The sequence below is a fragment of the Pseudomonas fluorescens genome, from assembly GCF_902497895.1.
Taxonomy (GTDB): domain Bacteria; phylum Pseudomonadota; class Gammaproteobacteria; order Pseudomonadales; family Pseudomonadaceae; genus Aquipseudomonas; species Aquipseudomonas fluorescens_BP.
Map to the genome: position 1 here is coordinate 85,772 of NZ_CABVHQ010000007.1, position 15,755 is coordinate 101,526.

Below are 15,755 nucleotides of genomic sequence, written 5' to 3' on the forward strand. Positions count from 1 at the left end.
TGTCAGCGCATGTGAGCAATGCGCCGCAGTTTACCCTAATTCACTGCGGATTCTGCCTGCGCCACTGCGGCAAGCCGATCAACACTACGGCACTGATGATCACCGCCATCGCCAGAGCCTCTTCGATACCGATGCTTTCACCGGCAAAGACGATCCCCAGCAGCACCGCCACCGCCGGATTGACGTACGCATAGCTGGTCGCCGCTGCCGGACGGACGTTTTTCAGCAGGTACATATAGGCGTTGAAGGCGATGATCGAGCCGAAGCCAATCAAATAGGCCAGAGCGAGCCAGCCTTCTATTGGCGGCAGGCTGTCCAGGTGCTCACCACTGAGGGTGCTGGCAATCATTAGCACCACTCCGCCGACCAGCATCTGCGCGGCGCTGGCCATCGCCCCCTGAGGCAATGGCAAGTGTTTGCTCAAGACCGAGCCGAATGCCCAGGCTGCTGCCGCGAACACCAGCAACGCCGCGCCCAGCGGGCTCGACTGCAGGTTGGAACCGAGGTTGAGCATGGCAATCCCGATCAGCCCGAGAGCAATCCCGGCCCACTCCAGACGGGTATTACGCGCGCCCCAGAAGTAGCCGCAGAGCAAGGTGAACAGCGGTACCGTCGCCACCGCCAGCGCCGCAACCCCGGAGGCCACACCCATATGCTCCGCCACCGTCACCGCACCGTTACCGCAACTGAGCAGCAAAATTCCGATCACTCCTGCCGCCTTCCATTGCGGCCAGGTCGGCGCGGGCACTCCTCGCCAGCGCAGGAAACCGTACATCAAGGCCCCGGCAATGATGAAACGAATCCCGCCGAGCATCAGCGGCGGCCAGTACTGCACGCCGATTCGAATCACCAGATAGGTGGATCCCCAAATCACATACAACGCAAAAAACGCAGAAACCAGCGGCAACGTAATTTGGCGTGGGCCAGGCATGGAAAGCTCGACGGCAGACATGGGAAGCTCGAATCTGGAGAGGTGGAGCGCTAGTTTAGAAAGCAGTGGGGCAGAATTTAAGTTACAAAACCTGTTTATAGCACCCGTACACTTTTCAAAACACGGAGATCAGCGCTATAAACCGTGCTTTCGAAAGTCGCGCGTTCCAGGAGCCCAATCATGGACAAATACGACCGCATGCTCCTCAATGCCCTGCTGGAAAACGGCCGGGCGACCTATGCGCAACTGGCGCGCAAGGTCAACCTGTCCGCCCCGGCCGTAGCCGAGCGCGTGGCCAAACTCGAAGCCTGCGGGGTGATCACTGGTTACCAGGCGAAAATCGATATGGCCAAGGTCGGCCTGCCGATCCAGTGCGTCATCGAATTGCGCCTGAGCCACCACGGCAGCCAGAAAACCTACGACGAACTGATCAAAATCCCGCAACTGACCGAATGCCACCGAGTCACCGGCGACCCCTGCGTCATCATGCAAGCCGCTGTTGGCTCGATGCCGGAACTCGAAGACCTGATCAACCGCATCGCCCAGTTCGGGTTTAGCAAGACCTCGATCGTGCTATCGAGCGCGATTGAAAAACGCGTGCCGCTGGGGCATCTGGAGGGGAATGGAAAGAATGGGGGGTGACGCTAAAGATCGCAGCCTGCGGCAGCTCCTACAGGAATCCGGTACACCTGCGTTATCGTGGGTGGACACCGATTCCTGTAGGAGCTGCCGCAGGCTGCGATCTTTTGATCTTGCTTCTAGAAACCTCGATGGCGCTTGAGATGCTCATTGATCTTCGCCGCCGGCACCTTCTGCAGGCTGCACAACAGATCATGGGACAACTCCCGCAGACCATGTCGCTGCCGCAGTTCCTGGGCCAGGTGCGTGGTGAGGTTGGCGGCCATTTCGGCGTCGGCCATGGCCCGGTGAGCCTGGCCGGTGTGGGGCAATTGGGCGAAGGTGGTCAGGGTGCCGAGTTTGTGGTTCGGCGCGGCCGGCATCAGGCGCCGGGCGAGTAACAGGGAGCAGGCGAAGTTCTGCAGGCGTGTGCGCTTGATCCGCCCCAGTTCGTAGTCCCAGAACTTCTGGTCAAACGCGGCGTTGTGGGCCAACAGCGGTGTGGTGCCGACGAATTCGTTGACTTCGTTCATCACCTGTTCCGCCGAGGGTGCGCTACGCAACATGGCGTTGCTGATACCGGTCAGGCTTTCGATAAAGCCCGGGACGCGCACGCCGGCGTTCATCAGGCTCTGGTAACGCTCGACAATGCGCCCCTGTTCAAGGATCACCACGGCAATTTCCGTGGCCCGGCAAGAGCTGCTCGGGGAGATTCCGGTGGTTTCAAAGTCGATGACCGCTATCCGTTCCAAACCTGTTCCCACTCCATCCAAAATATAATCAGTTTGAGTTTTTAAGCAGCAACGCGCCTTCGATCGGCACATAGCGGCTGGCGGCGCGTATCAACGAGTTGGCGGTCAGGCCCGGCACGCCGTAGGCGACGGCTTCAACCCCATGTTTGCTGATGATGTGTTCAAGCAGCATGTCGAAATCACCATCGCCGGAGGCCAGCACCACTTCATCGACGTTCGCCGCAGCGTCCATGATATCGATGGTGATACCCACATCCCAGTCACCTTTGGCCGAACCGTCGCTGCGCTGGATATAGGGCTTGAGTTTCACTGTGAAGCCGAGGTTGCGCAGGATTTGCTGGAACTGCTGCTGCTTGCTGTCACCGCGATCGATGGCATAGGCATAGGCCTCGACAATCTGCCCGCGCTGACTGATGTCAGCCCACAGGGCCGCATAATTGAAGTGACAGCCATAGGCCTGACGCACGGTGTAGTAGAGGTTTTGGACATCGGCGAACACCGCGATTTTTTTCACCGCAAATCCTCATGGCGCAAGCGCGCGCAGGCTGGATCAGGCGCAAAGCCCGAAAAGTCGCCCAGTATGCCAGCCAGAAGGAAATTTCCGCGAATAATCGGACCGGAGCGCCATGGCGCTCCGGACGAATGGTGTATCAGACGAAGGAATCGTCGTCGCTGAAGTCAGATGAGCTGTCATCGGTGTAGTCGGCGTCGGTAAACCCGCCCTGGTCGTTGCCGTAGGAATCGTTACCGACCAATTGCTGGTCATCGTTCGCCACATCGCTGCCGCTGTCACTGACCTGGGCGGGCTCTTCCTTGGCGACTTCGGCCACTTCCTGCGGTTGTTGATCGTTGTGGAACAGGCTGCTGATGCCTTGCGCCAGCATGACCCCGCCGGCCACCCCGGCCGCGGTTCGCAATGCGCCACCGAGAAAGCTGTTGCCACCTGCCGGAGCCTGTTGCTGCGGTGCCGCATAATTCTGTTGCGGGCTACCGAAGTTTTGCCGGGGCGCTACGCCGGGCTGGGCGTTGAACGACGGGCGTGGCGGTTCACGCCAGCCACCGGTCGAGGCCGGAGCGCTGGCGACCGAAGCCGGTTGCGAGTCACGCGAACCACCGCCGAAGATGCTCGACAGGAAACCGCCACCACCGCTTGGCGCGGGTGCGGCCACTTGGGCCTTGGCTTGTTGCAGTTCGGCCTGCAGTTGCTGGTTTTGCTGAGCGAGTTGCTTGTTCTGTTCGTCGAGGCTTTTGAGCGCAGCCTCCTGCACCAGAATCGCCTGGGTCATGAAATAACCTGCCGCAGGCTGGCGATTCAGATGTTCCTTGATCCGTGTCTCGGCCTGGGCATCGCGCGGGGCTGAATCCGCTTCGGCTTGCTGCAGCCGTGAAAACAGACCATCGATCAGGGTTTGTTCTTCGCTGTTCATGGCGACCTCGTTAGATTGCCGGAAAAATCGTCGCCCTTTCCGTTGTGGATAAGGTGCCTTGCAGTAATGGGGGGTGCTGCGCCGCCTTTCAATAGCTTTTACCTAACGTTTACGTTTGCTCCTGCGGGTCCTGCATCGGTTAAAGTGTCGAACTGCTTTTTACCTGCGATACCGACTGATGAATCCGTTAGATGTGCTCCGCGACTCTTTGTACTTCTTCAAGCGCAACCTCGGCCAGATCGTGCCGTTGTGCCTGCCGTTAGTGGTGCTCGAAGCGCTGCTGCAACAACTGGTCGAACACTCTCGGGGGCCGGATGTCTTTCCCGGCTACAGCGTGATCGTCGGGCTGCTGATTTATCCGTTGTACACCGCTGCGCTGATCCTTTTTCTGGATGCCCGCAGTCGCGGTGAATCACCGCGAACCCGTGATCTGCTGGCGATGTCGGCCAGTCTCTGGCCGCGCTTCGCGTTGCTGACGGCGATCAATACCCTGTTGATTCTGGTGGGCCTGTCGCTGTATTTCCTGCCAGGGTTGTGGCTGATGGTGACGCTGGCCTTTGCCGAGTACCTGCTGGTACTGCGAGGTCTGCAACCACTGGCTGCGATCAAGGAAAGCTTTCGACTGACCCGTGGCAATTTCCTGCGCATCCTGATTTGCATTCTGTGCGTCATGGCACCGCTGTGGATACTCAAGGGCGCAAGTCTTGGGGTGTACCCCGAGCCGCAGAACCCTGCCTTTGCATTGCTGATCGACAGCGTTCACAGCTTCCTGCAACTCTTTACCAGCGTGGTGCTGTTCCGCCTGTTCATGTTGATTAGCGAAGCATCCGACAAAAATGATGAAATAGTCTGACAGACCAGCCCTTTGGATCCGACTCGGCTCTCGGGTATGCTCGAGCTTAATCCTGCAACGCCATAAGCCGAGCCGATGATCCGTCTACTGCGCTACACCCTGCTGGGCCTGCTGATAATTGCCGGTCTGTTGTCAGCCGTGATCTATAGCCTGACCTGGCGCCCGGGAGCCAAAGAGCCCCTGCCGGTCAGTTGCAGCGCCCAGGCACCGACCCTGGTGCCCGGCCAGGCGTTCACGGTGATGACCTGGAACGTCCAGTACCTGGCGGGCAAACGCTATGTATTCTGGAATGACCTGGCCAACGGCATCGACGAACGCCCCACCACTGAAGACATGGCCTTCAGTCTCGATGAAGTGGCGCGGGTGATTCGCGATGAGCAACCGGACATCGTCCTGCTGCAAGAGCTCGATGAAGACGCCAAGGCCAGCGACTATCAACACCAGTTGAAACTGCTTCAGGAACGCCTGACCGATCTTTACCCCTGCAGCACTTATGCGTTCGACTGGAAGGCTGACTTCATTCCAGACCCGCATATTTTCGGCAGTGTCGGCCGACAACTGGCGACATTGAGCCGCTACCAGATCGAACACGCCGAACGCCTGCAACTACCCGAGGCACCCGCCAATATCATCAGCCGTCAATTCCAGCCGAAAAACGCGCTGCTGGTGAGTTATCTGCCGTTGAGCGACGGCGGGCAAATGGCGGTGCTCAATACCCATCTGGATCGATCGATGCAGGCTGACGACACTCTGCGAGTGCAAGTGAGCGCCGTCGCCAAGGTGCTCGACAAGTTCGAAAGTCGTGGCACGCCCTGGTTGATCGGCGGCGATTTCAATCTACTGCCGCTGGGCCAGTATCAACGGCTCGCCCCCGAACAACGCTCCCCCTACTCTCCAGACAGCGCGCTGCATGTACTCTGGGACAAGTACCCGATGATTCCCACCAACAGCGAAGCCAGCGGCATCGACCGCGCGCACTGGCTGACCCACTATCCCAATGACCTGACACTCAACGGTCCGGACCGGACCCTTGACTACCTGATTTACAGCCCACGGCTGAAACGGGTCGAGGCCCAGGTGAGGCAGGACGATACGCTGCGCATCTCCGATCATTTGCCGGTGATTGCACGGTTTCTGTTGCCGGCGGCGCTATAGATCAAACCTCTGGCGAGGGGGCAAGGTGGCCCATCTTCGCTTCTCTGCCAGGATCGGCCTTTGATGCAGATCGATGGACGAGAGCCTGATAGTGTTGCGTAGCGCCCATCGTATAGAAGAGCAATCCAGGGAGGCCAGACACAATTGGTATCCTCAATGCGGCACCTGCTGCACCCTGTTTCCTTGACTTTTCTGGGGTCGCTCATCAAAAATGAGCAAAGGAAAATACTCGTCCGGGCACCTCTGAAAGCCCGAGCGACCACGGAGAAACTGGAGGTTTTTATGCCCAACGTCTCGATCGCACTCGTCAAGGAAAGTAATAAACGGCTCTCGTCGACTGCCAGGAAGGATGTCGTTGCTCGCTCCTCGAAGCTATCCAAAGAAACCATCAATGGCATGATGAAGCGGGCGTACGAACGCCTGTCTCGTTGACTGCGAGATTTTTATTCTTTGTCCTCACGCCCAATTGATGCTTGCGCTGCTTCAGTCGAGATGACGCATCAGGCTTCATCTCCTGCTGCCCCCCATCACTCTCCAGTTCACTCCCTCACGGCAACATCGCCTGCCAGTTCAATACAGTTCAACGTCTTCAGCAAGATGGTTGAAGCTGATGAGGACTTCCTGGGCCTGCTGGCGTACGCACTGTACAAGCGCCACAAAATCGAATGGATTCGAAATCACGACAGCGATAACCATGATGCATTCAAACAGGTGGCCTGTACTCCACAGCAGGTCAGGATGTATCGAGATCAAGCCGAGCAGTTGGCAAAAAACTTCATCGACGAATCGCTTGATCAACTCGGCGCGGAGATGAAAGAGACGATCACCAATGGCGTTATCGTTGCCAAAATCGAAAGCCTGAAGCCCGGGTTCTGGCGCTCCCTTGGAAACCATACGCTCAGTGGCATTGCCTCTGTCGCCGTCGCGCTGGCCCTGTTTGGCCTGTTCACTCTCTATTCGAGCTACCAGGAAAATGGCGGCCTGGAAGGACGCATCAAGCAGATGACCACCCCTTTACAGTCCTCCCCTCCCAACCAGCCGCAAGGTTGAGACCATTCCTGGCCACATCTGGTGACCTGACCAGCTCGACCCGTCGCCCTCCTCAGGTACCCCTGGGTTTTGCCCGAGCAGTGGCCTCTGCTGCCAAGGGATCATCCGGCCAGTAATGCTTTGGATATCTCCCCTTCAGGTCTTTCTTAACATCGCTATAGGTCGTACGCCAGAAGTTGGCTAAATCCTGGGTTACCTGCACCGGACGCCGCGCCGGTGATAACAGATGCAACTTGACCACTTGCCGGCCGCCGGCAATGCGCGGGGTTTCTGCCAGGCCGAACAACTCCTGCAAACGCACCGCCAGAATCGGCGGCTGCTCGCTGTAATCCAGGCGAATCGACGAGCCGGAAGGGACCGTCAAATGGTGTGGCGCCAGTTCATCCAGGCGTTGCGGCAGTGGCCATGGCAACAGGTTATGGACGATGCTGGACAGCTCCAGATTGGCGAAGTGGCTGAGTCTCGAGACCCGCCCCAGATACGGCAACAACCAATGCTCCAGACCCGACAGCAACGCCGCATCGCTGACATCCGGCCATTCGCTCTGCCCTTTCCCCTCGATATCCAGCTGGCGCAGCAAAGCCACCCGTGCCTGCCACTGGCGCAGTTCCGGCGTCCATGGCAACAGCTCAAGCCCTTTACGCCGCACCAGATTGACCAACGCCTGGCTGCGCGCGGCTTCATCCAGACCGGTCAGCGGTTCACGGCTGAGAATCAGTTCGCCCACCTTGCGCTGACGCTCGGCCCGCAGCACACCTTCGCGCTCATCCCAATCGAGTTGATCGACCGTGCGCACTTGTTCAGCCAGCACCGACTCGAACAGCGCCGGATCAAAATCCGCCGCCAGATAAATTCGTTCTTCGCGTTGCCCCTGACGACTGCCCAGATCGGCAATCACCAACCAGGGTTGCTTCATCAGGCTATCAGCCTCGGCGAACAGCGCCGCGCGCCCGTTGGCCAGGCGATATTCGGCCCCGCCGGCCCGTCGCTGCTGCGCGACGCGATCCGGATAGGCCAGGGCCAGCAGCGCGCCAAGCCAGCGCGGATGATCCGGATCGCTGACCGGTTCCTGTGCTTTGCCGCGCAGATAACCGCGATATTGTCGAGCCAGCTGCCGGGCTCGCTGAACGCCACCTTGAGCACCCCGCGCCGCTCGCTCTTCGCCGGACAACAACACCAGCCGGCTGTGCAGATCCGCACCGGCGCCGCGCAAGATATCCCGTTCTCCCAACAATGCGGCGACGTCGCAGGCCATGTCCGCCAACCCCAGCGCCTGCCCACGCAACAACAAATGGGCGATGCGCGGATGAGCCGGCAGTTCGGCCATCGCCTGCCCGTGACGGGTCAGTTTCCAATCCTCGGCGGTCTTGCCCTCCAGTGCGCCCAAACGCTCAAGCAGATCCTGAGCCTGTGCATAAGCCGCCGCCGGTGGCACATCGAGCCAGATCAATTGCCCAGGCAGAACACCCCAACGCCCCAACTGCAGGGCCAGCCCGGCAAGATCAGCCGAAAGAATTTCCGCACTGGCGTAAGCCGCCAACTGCTCATGCTGGTCCTGGGACCACAGGCGATAACACACGCCCGGTTCCAGACGTCCCGCGCGCCCGGCGCGCTGGGTCGCACTGGCGCGGGAGATCCGTTGCGTGTCGAGGCGAGTCATGCCGCTGCCCGGATCAAAACGCGGGACCCGCGCCAACCCGGCATCGATCACCACTCGCACGCCGTCGATGGTCAGGCTGGTCTCGGCGATGTTGGTGGCCAGCACCACTTTGCGCTGACCGGGCGGTGCCGGTTCGATGGCGGCGCGTTGCGCGTTCAGGTCCAGTTCACCATGCAACGGACACAGCAGCACTTCAGTTCGCTCGCCCAGTGCCTCGACCAACTGTTGATGGACCCGACGGATCTCCGCCTGGCCCGGCAGAAACACCAGCAGACTGCCGCTTTCGTCGTTCAAGGCCTCGAGGATGGTCTGCACCACCCGTGGCTCGATGAATTCCCCCGACTGAAACGCCCGGCCCCAGCGCATCGCCACCGGGTACATACGCCCTTCGCTGCGCAGAATCGGTGCCTCTTCCAACAAGCCGGCGAGGCGTTCGCCTTCCAGGGTCGCCGACATCAAGAGAATCTTCAGCGGTTGCTCATCACGGAACAGGTCGCGACCATTCAGGCTCAGGGCCAGCGCCAGATCAGCGTCGAGGCTGCGCTCGTGGAACTCGTCGAAGATCAGCAGACCGACACCGTCCAGCGCCGGGTCATCTTGCAGGCGTCGAGTGAGAATTCCCTCAGTGACCACTTCGATACGGGTATTGGGTCCCACTTTGCTGTCGAGACGAATGCGATAGCCCACGGTTTCGCCGACCTTTTCCCCCAACTCGCTAGCCAATCGTTCGGCGGCTGCGCGGGCGGCAAGGCGACGCGGTTCAAGCATCAGGATGGTTTGCCCGGCCAGCCACGGCTCATGCAACAACGCCAATGGCACGCGGGTGGTTTTACCGGCGCCGGGCGGTGCTTCGAGCACGGCTTCGTGGCGTGTCGCCAAGGCTTCACGCAGCGCGGGTAAAACTTCATCAATCGGCAAAGAAATCATGCTGGCTCCCCAGGGCGTGCTCACAGTAAATTGCGGATCGCGTTGGAGCTGTGGACGTGCCAGGCAAGGCGCGGGACGCCGGTAAGGGTCTCGTTTCCTTACCAAGTCCCGCAACGCAGCCTGGCGCGTTCACAGCTCCAACCCGAAGGGCCGAACCCCGGAAAGCGCAATCCGCCGTTACTCGTTTTTGATTGGGGAAAACCAAACCTCACTCCTCGTGTACTCTTGCGTCTTCCGGGGTGTAGGCGCGACCGCAATTTACTGTGAGCACGCCCTGCGAGTGGCGAGTATAACGGCGAACTGCATGGCGTTAATCACGGTCTGTATTGATACCAAGGGCGCTTTTTCACTTCGAATTTGCTCAGGAGATTCATATGCGTATTCCCTTCCGTGTGGTTGGCGGCGTTCTGCTCGCTACCCTGGTGACCCAAATGACCGCGTGCGGCACGATCTTCTTCCCGGACCGCCGCGGCCAGATCGAAGGCAAGATCGACCCGGTGGTGGCCGCCCTCGACGCCGTGGGCCTGTTGTTCTATGTCATTCCAGGGTTGATCGCCTTTGGCGTGGACTTCGCCACGGGTGCCATCTACCTGGAACCCGGCAGGAACGCCCAGGTCGCCCCGGAAAAACTCCAGCAGGCCATCGATGCGGACGGCAAGGTCGATAACACCAAGTTGCAGGCTATTCTCGAAAGCGAACTGGGCCGCAGCTTCCCACTGGATGATCCACGGCTGATCCAGCACAAAGGCAGCGCGCAGCAACTGGCCATGTACGGTCTGCAACCCGCTGCTTGAAGTGGCGTATTCGAAGGAACGTAAACGCCTATGACCAGTAGTCCCGAACACGCTCGCCTGTTGCGTCTGGCGACCCGCTCTTCACTGGCGGTCGCGAGCATTCTGATCGTGACCAAGGCGATCGCCTGGTGGATGAGCGGCTCGGTCAGCCTGCTGGCCGGTCTGACTGACTCTCTGCTCGACGGTGCCGCGTCGTTTCTCAATCTGCTGGCGGTGCATTACGCCCTGCGACCGGCAGACGAGGACCACCGTTACGGGCATGGCAAGGCCGAGTCACTCTCAGGCATGGCCCAGGCGCTATTCATCGCCGTCAGTGCGGTATTGATTGGCGTGCAGGCAATCGAGCGTCTGCAGAACCCGGAACCCCTGGGGGCCCCGTGGGTGGGTATCGGCGTGATGCTGCTGTCACTGGCGCTGACGGTCGCGCTGCTAATGTTGCAACACCGGGTAATCCGCGAAACCGGCTCGACCGCGGTACGTGCCGACTCGCTGCATTACCGTTCCGATCTGCTGCTCAATTCGAGCATCCTGGTGGCGCTGGTACTGGCCAGTTTCGGCTGGGAACAGCTGGATGCCTGGTTTGGTCTGGCGATTGCGGTGTACATCCTCTGGAGCGCCGGGCAAATCGCCAAGGAAAGTGTCGCGGTGTTGATGGACGAAGAATTGCCGCCGGACGTCAGCCAGCACATGCTCGAACTGGCTTGCAGCGTGCCGGGGGTGCTTGGCGCACATGACCTGCGCACCCGGATCTCCGGCAATCACTGGTTCGTGCAATTGCATCTGGAGTTGCCGGGTGAGTTGACCCTAACCGTCGCCCACGGCATCAGCGATCGCGCCGCCGAAGCGATCAGCGCCGCTTACCCGCTGGCCGAGGTGCTGGTGCACGCCGACCCGCAAGAAGTGGTGAGCCCTGCCAAGACCTCAGGCTTTCGGCCTAATAGCTGACCTGATAACCGCGACTGCTCAGGCAGTTGCCCTGGGCCTGGCGATAGATTTGCACCACCGCTGGCGCCGGTTGATAGGTGACCGCCGCCGGATCGAATCCGCTCTGCTCGACCGCCCAGCGATAGCAGTCGTAGCCATCCTGATTGACCTGCTCGGGCGTCTGCCCGTTTGCCGGGTAGGCGACCACGTCGTAGCCATTGCTGACCGGTTGCGCCGCCACCGGCGGATCAACCACCACGTATTGCTGGGTGCTGGACTCATACGCGTAGTAGGAACCGGCCGCCAAAAAGAGCAGCGCGCCGCCGATCCAGACTTCCTGGGCGTAATCGGGCAGGTAGCTGACGCGGATCCCGTGTGGAGGCCTGACCACTACATAACGCGGGCCTTGCGGGCGATACCAGTAACCGCCGGAATAGAAGTAGTCTTGACCGCGATACGGCACGCGGTAATTGCGATCCGGGAACCGATCGATCACATAACCCGGACGATAGTGCGGACCAGGCCCCCAGCTGTTGCCATGCCCGCCCGGGCGACCCTGCCAGCGATGGTCATTGGAGTGATCGTTGTAGCCTGAGCGCGAACCGGGGCCGCCTGACTGCCAATGCTGGTTGTTATCGTTGCGCCGGGGAACGTCCTGATAGTAACCACGCTGTGGCTGCTGGGTCTGGCGGACGGTGTCCGGGCGGCTTTGAATCGGCAGGTTACTGTTCGTCTGCGACGCAGACCGGCCCTGACCATTGGGATCGTGCTGCCCACCGTTCTGCCCCTGTGCGCCAGGATTGCGGCCGTTTTGCTCGAACTGTTGGCTGTTGTCGCCGCGAATAATCTGGTTCTGCGGGCGCGGTTGGTGATTCTGTGGACGTTGCTGATTGTTGTCCGCACGCGGTTGATTGTTTCCCGACCGCCCTTCGACGCCATGATCACGCTGGCCACCGCTATTGGAACCATTGTGTTGTGGACGTTGCCCGTCATCCCGCTCGTCAGCCAGCAATTGCGCGCCGACACTCATGCAAAGCAAACCAACACCTGCCAAACGCCAGATGCGCGACTTCATGCGATTCCTCACTGCGGTTCAGGACCTATCCATCAGACTGGAAAAGCCTGGGGCGGTTCTGCAACAGGTTATCAGTCACGAGACTTATTTCGCAGGCATTAAAAAAGGGAGACCCGTTGGGCTCCCTTTGAGAACTTCGTCCGTGCTCGACGCTTATGACGCCGGCTCACCTCACTCCGTCTTCTGGACAGTGTGTAGCCCGGGGGCCGACTCAACCCTGTGGGGTTGGCGACCGCAGCTGGCCTGATTCGGCGAGCCGCACTGGACTGTTTGTCCGGGCAGTGATTCTGGTAATAAGAATAGGCCTGAGGCCTCGGCAGAGGATTGCGAAGATTGCTCAAATAAACATAGCTTGCGCAATTTTTAACTAAAGATAGATAATTAGCCGCAATAGTTATGACAAAGGACTGACCCATGAGCAAACTTGACCGATATGACCTGAGCATTTTGGCGGAATTGCAGCGGGACGCGCGCATCTCCAATCAGGAGCTGGCCGAGCGTATCGGTCTGTCACCCTCGCCCTGCTCGCGGCGAGTCAAGCAACTGGAAGACGACGGCTATATTTCCCGCCAGGTCGCCCTGCTCGATCGCAAGAAGCTCGGCCTGAGCCTGACCGCCTACGTGCTGATCGGCATGGACCGGCACACCCCCGAGCGCTTCGAGAACTTTGAAGCGGCGATTCGCAACCTGCCGCAGGTGCTCGAATGCAGCCTGGTGACAGGTATGGACGCCGACTATCAACTCAAGGTGGTGGTACCGGACATGGATCACTACCAGAAGCTGTTGCTCGGCCACCTGACCCGCATTGAAGGCGTGACCAGCGTGCGCTCGAGCTTTGTACTCAATCAGGTGCTCAATAGCACTGAGTTGCCGCTGACGCATCTGCGCGGCTGAAGGCGATTCCCCTGTGGCGAGGCGCTTGTTGTGGCGAGGGGGCTTGCCCCCGTTCGGCCGCGCAGCGGTCGTAAAGCCAGCTAACCCGGTTTATCTGGAAAAAAGCGGTTGCAGATTTTAGGACTGCTTCGCAGCCCAGCGGGGGCAAGCCCCCTCGCCACAGTACGAGTCCCTCACCAGGGCTGCGACAGGTCGACGCACGTCAATACACCACCAATCACCCTTGGCGTATACTCCCCCGGCCTTTTTTTGCCCTGACGCGCTGGAGAGTTTCAATGGATCCTGCAGTATTCGAAGAGTGGATGATGACCAGTCTGGTGACCATCCTGATTATTTTCATGGGTTTCATCGTCTGGGATTTGGCTAAGAAGTCCAAGGCCGGGCGGTTCGGTTCTATCATTCTGTTTTCCGTACTGGGCTTGGGCGTTGCCGCCTTTGTGATCAAAAGCGTGGTCATCGGGCTGATCGAATCCGGCACCTTATAAACGCGCGGGGACTTCTTTCCACTGACCCTGATCCAGCCCTTCGATAGACCAGTCGCCGATTCGCACCCGCACCAGACGCAGGGTCGGCAAGCCCACCGCGGCAGTCATCCGGCGCACCTGGCGGTTGCGCCCTTCGCGAATCACCAGCTCCAGCCAACTGGTCGGCACACTCTTGCGGAACCGCACTGGCGGATTGCGCGGCCATAGCTGCGGCTCTTCAAGCTGCCGCGCCTCGGCGGGCAAGGTCATGCCGTCATTCAACTCGACGCCGTCGCGCAACCGCTGCAATTGCTCAGCGCTGGGCTCGCCTTCCACCTGCACCCAATAGGTCTTGGCCAGTTTGTGTTTCGGATCGGCAATCCGCGCCTGGAGCTGGCCATCGTTGGTCAGCAGCAGCAAGCCTTCGCTGTCTCGATCCAGCCGGCCCGCCGGATAAATGCCGGGAATCTCGATAAAGTCCTTGAGCGTCGCTCGCCCTTCGCCATCGCTGAATTGAGTCAGCACATCAAATGGCTTGTTGAACAGGATCAGCTTCGGCTCGGCCGGTGGTGCCTTGGCGACACGCCGTGGTGCTGAGGAAGATTGCGGGGTGTTCGCGCCAGGGCGGCGGGAAACGGGACGAGGTGGACGAGGCATGGCGAAAAGAACATCTAACGGTCAGGGCTCACCATGCTAGTGGCCCAACCGTTAAATGACCATCCCGCAATCAGCGGAAGGGCGGTTCGTCGAAGCTGCGCAGTTTGCGTGAATGCAGCGAGTTGAGCTCGGTGCGCAGCAGATCCACTGCGGCGATGCCGATCTTCAAGTGCTGGCTGACCGCACGTTCATAGAACGCGTTGGCCGAACCCGGCAGTTTGATTTCACTGTGCAGCGGTTTGTCCGAGACACACAGCAAGGTGCCATAAGGCACTCGCAGGCGATAACCCTGGGCAGCAATGGTGCCGCTTTCCATGTCCACCGCCACGGCTCGCGACAGGTTGATCAGCGGACGCTCCTGAGCCCAGCGCAGCTCCCAGTTACGGTCATCGTAGGTCAGCACCGTGCCGGTGCGCAGGCGCTTTTTCAGATCATCGCCTTTCTCACCGGTGACGTTGGCCGCCGCTTGCTGCAAGGCCATCTGCACTTCGGCCAGGGCAGGGATCGGAATATTCGGTGGTACTACCCGATCGAGGATCCCGTCGCGGCGCATGTAGGCGTGAGCCAGCACGTAGTCACCAATGGTCTGCGACTGACGCAAGCCGCCACAGTGCCCGATCATCAGCCAGCAGTGCGGACGCAGCACGGCCAAATGGTCGGTGATGTTTTTCGCATTGGACGGACCGACACCGATATTCACCAGGGTCACCCCATGACCGTCACTGGCTTGCAGGTGATAGGCCGGCATCTGATAGCGGTGCCAGACCACTCCGGCGGCAATCGCCGAGGCTTCGCTGTGGTCCATGCTCTTTTCGATGATTACATTGCCCGGCAACACCAAACGCACGAAGCGTGGATCGCTGCGCAATTGCTCCAGGCCGTGCACGATGAACTGGTCGACATAGCGGTGATAGTTGGTCAGCAGGATCCACGGCTGCACATGCCGCCAGTCGCTGCCGGTGTAGTGCACCAGACGACGCAGCGAGAAATCGACCCGCGCCGCGTCGAACAGCGCCAAGGGCAGCGGATCGGTGTTTTCCCAATCATAGAGGCCATCGGCGATGCCATCGGTGGCCGCCGACAAGTCGGTGCTGGGGAACACCCGAGCCAGCGCTGCAGCTGTGACGCCGGAGCCGCCAAGCTCATCGCCCTGCTCGACCACATAGGGATAAGGAATGTTCTGCTCGCTGACGCCTACTTCCACCGTCACGGTGAAGTCGTGCATCAGCGGCACCAGTTGCTCCAGCAGATAATTACGGAAGGCTGAAGGATGGGTGACGGTGACGCTGTAGGTGCCGGGCAACTGGACCTTGGCGTAAGCCCGAGTAGTCTGGGGGACTTCGCCCTGGCAGAGATAGGTCAAGCGCAGTTCAGGGTAACGAAACAGGGCGCGCTGCTCGGCGTCCGGTTCGATGCGATCCTTCAGGTACTGCTTGAGGGCCTGGCTCAGCGCGGTGGTCGCACGTTCGTGCAGAGCAGCAAGCCGGTCCACGGCTTGCTCGGCGGTTTGAACGACAATAAAAGCTTCGGTCACGATAAGCATCCTGTGTTCTGATCTGCAGGCCTTCATCTTG

17 protein-coding genes are annotated in these 15,755 nt (G+C 60.0%); 9 read left to right on the forward strand and 8 right to left on the reverse strand.

Annotation, left to right across the window (positions count from 1 at the left end; translation table 11 throughout):
* Nucleotides 1–40: 40 nt before the first annotated feature.
* On the reverse strand, nt 41–931 hold the full coding sequence (gene yedA / locus F8N21_RS05575) for a drug/metabolite exporter YedA (protein ID WP_150641178.1): 891 nt from the start codon (nt 929–931) through the stop codon (nt 41–43).
* 180 nt (nt 932–1,111) lie between these two features.
* Between yedA and F8N21_RS05580 the strand changes: the two genes are divergently transcribed.
* A complete protein-coding gene (locus tag F8N21_RS05580) occupies nt 1,112–1,573 on the forward strand; it encodes an Lrp/AsnC family transcriptional regulator (RefSeq protein WP_150641179.1) in 462 nt (153 codons plus the stop codon).
* A gap of 116 nt (nt 1,574–1,689) precedes the next feature.
* Here F8N21_RS05580 and F8N21_RS05585 read toward each other — a convergent pair whose 3' ends face one another.
* From F8N21_RS05585 to F8N21_RS05595, 3 genes are all read right to left on the reverse strand, one after another.
* The gene (locus tag F8N21_RS05585) at nt 1,690–2,301 is read right to left on the reverse strand and encodes a PolC-type DNA polymerase III (RefSeq protein WP_150641180.1); all 612 of its coding nucleotides are present in this window, start codon (nt 2,299–2,301) and stop codon (nt 1,690–1,692) included.
* Nucleotides 2,302–2,329: 28 nt separating this feature from the next.
* Nucleotides 2,330–2,815 (reverse strand): NYN domain-containing protein, encoded by a 486-nt coding sequence (locus tag F8N21_RS05590; protein WP_150641181.1) that lies wholly within the window; start codon nt 2,813–2,815, stop codon nt 2,330–2,332.
* 136 nt (nt 2,816–2,951) lie between these two features.
* On the reverse strand, nt 2,952–3,728 hold the full coding sequence (locus F8N21_RS05595; protein WP_150641182.1) for a DUF2076 domain-containing protein: 777 nt from the start codon (nt 3,726–3,728) through the stop codon (nt 2,952–2,954).
* 178 nt (nt 3,729–3,906) lie between these two features.
* Between F8N21_RS05595 and F8N21_RS05600 the strand changes: the two genes are divergently transcribed.
* The 4 genes from F8N21_RS05600 (at nt 3,907) to F8N21_RS05610 (ending at nt 6,786) form a co-directional block, all read left to right on the forward strand.
* Entirely contained in the window at nt 3,907–4,581 is a 675-nt protein-coding gene (locus tag F8N21_RS05600; protein WP_150641183.1) for a YciC family protein, read from the forward strand.
* A 75-nt stretch (nt 4,582–4,656) separates the two neighbouring features.
* The gene (locus F8N21_RS05605) at nt 4,657–5,736 is read left to right on the forward strand and encodes an endonuclease/exonuclease/phosphatase family protein (protein WP_150641184.1); all 1,080 of its coding nucleotides are present in this window, start codon (nt 4,657–4,659) and stop codon (nt 5,734–5,736) included.
* Between the two features lie 282 nt (nt 5,737–6,018).
* A complete protein-coding gene (locus F8N21_RS30390) occupies nt 6,019–6,168 on the forward strand; it encodes a hypothetical protein (protein WP_191624204.1) in 150 nt (49 codons plus the stop codon).
* A gap of 165 nt (nt 6,169–6,333) precedes the next feature.
* Nucleotides 6,334–6,786, forward strand: a complete 453-nt coding sequence (locus F8N21_RS05610) for a hypothetical protein (protein WP_150641185.1) — start codon at nt 6,334–6,336, stop codon at nt 6,784–6,786.
* Nucleotides 6,787–6,838: 52 nt separating this feature from the next.
* On the opposite strand, the gene hrpB is transcribed toward F8N21_RS05610, so the two are convergent.
* On the reverse strand, nt 6,839–9,373 hold the full coding sequence (hrpB, locus tag F8N21_RS05615; protein WP_150641186.1) for an ATP-dependent helicase HrpB: 2,535 nt from the start codon (nt 9,371–9,373) through the stop codon (nt 6,839–6,841).
* A 374-nt stretch (nt 9,374–9,747) separates the two neighbouring features.
* Here hrpB and F8N21_RS05620 point away from each other — a divergent pair, with 374 nt between their 5' ends.
* Nucleotides 9,748–10,167 (forward strand): polyribonucleotide nucleotidyltransferase, encoded by a 420-nt coding sequence (locus F8N21_RS05620; RefSeq protein WP_150641187.1) that lies wholly within the window; start codon nt 9,748–9,750, stop codon nt 10,165–10,167.
* 30 nt (nt 10,168–10,197) lie between these two features.
* On the forward strand, nt 10,198–11,112 hold the full coding sequence (locus F8N21_RS05625) for a cation diffusion facilitator family transporter (protein WP_150641188.1): 915 nt from the start codon (nt 10,198–10,200) through the stop codon (nt 11,110–11,112).
* Here the strand turns inward: F8N21_RS05625 and F8N21_RS05630 are convergent.
* A complete protein-coding gene (locus tag F8N21_RS05630) occupies nt 11,102–12,166 on the reverse strand; it encodes a DUF6515 family protein (protein WP_150641189.1) in 1,065 nt (354 codons plus the stop codon). The two genes, F8N21_RS05625 and F8N21_RS05630, sit on opposite strands and share 11 nt — an antisense overlap.
* A 414-nt stretch (nt 12,167–12,580) precedes the next feature.
* Between F8N21_RS05630 and F8N21_RS05635 the strand changes: the two genes are divergently transcribed.
* Nucleotides 12,581–13,060: an Lrp/AsnC family transcriptional regulator gene (locus F8N21_RS05635; RefSeq protein WP_150641190.1), complete on the forward strand. Its 480-nt coding sequence runs from the start codon at nt 12,581–12,583 to the stop codon at nt 13,058–13,060.
* A gap of 275 nt (nt 13,061–13,335) precedes the next feature.
* The gene (locus F8N21_RS05640; protein WP_150641191.1) at nt 13,336–13,545 is read left to right on the forward strand and encodes a DUF2788 domain-containing protein; all 210 of its coding nucleotides are present in this window, start codon (nt 13,336–13,338) and stop codon (nt 13,543–13,545) included.
* Here F8N21_RS05640 and F8N21_RS05645 read toward each other — a convergent pair.
* Nucleotides 13,540–14,181 carry a pseudouridine synthase gene (locus F8N21_RS05645; protein WP_150641192.1) on the reverse strand — a complete coding sequence of 214 codons (642 nt, stop codon included), beginning with the start codon at nt 14,179–14,181 and terminating at the stop codon, nt 13,540–13,542. The genes F8N21_RS05640 and F8N21_RS05645 overlap by 6 nt on opposite strands.
* A 70-nt stretch (nt 14,182–14,251) precedes the next feature.
* Nucleotides 14,252–15,751 (reverse strand): AMP nucleosidase, encoded by a 1,500-nt coding sequence (amn, locus tag F8N21_RS05650; RefSeq protein WP_191624206.1) that lies wholly within the window; start codon nt 15,749–15,751, stop codon nt 14,252–14,254.
* Between the last annotated feature and the right edge of the window lie 4 nt (nt 15,752–15,755).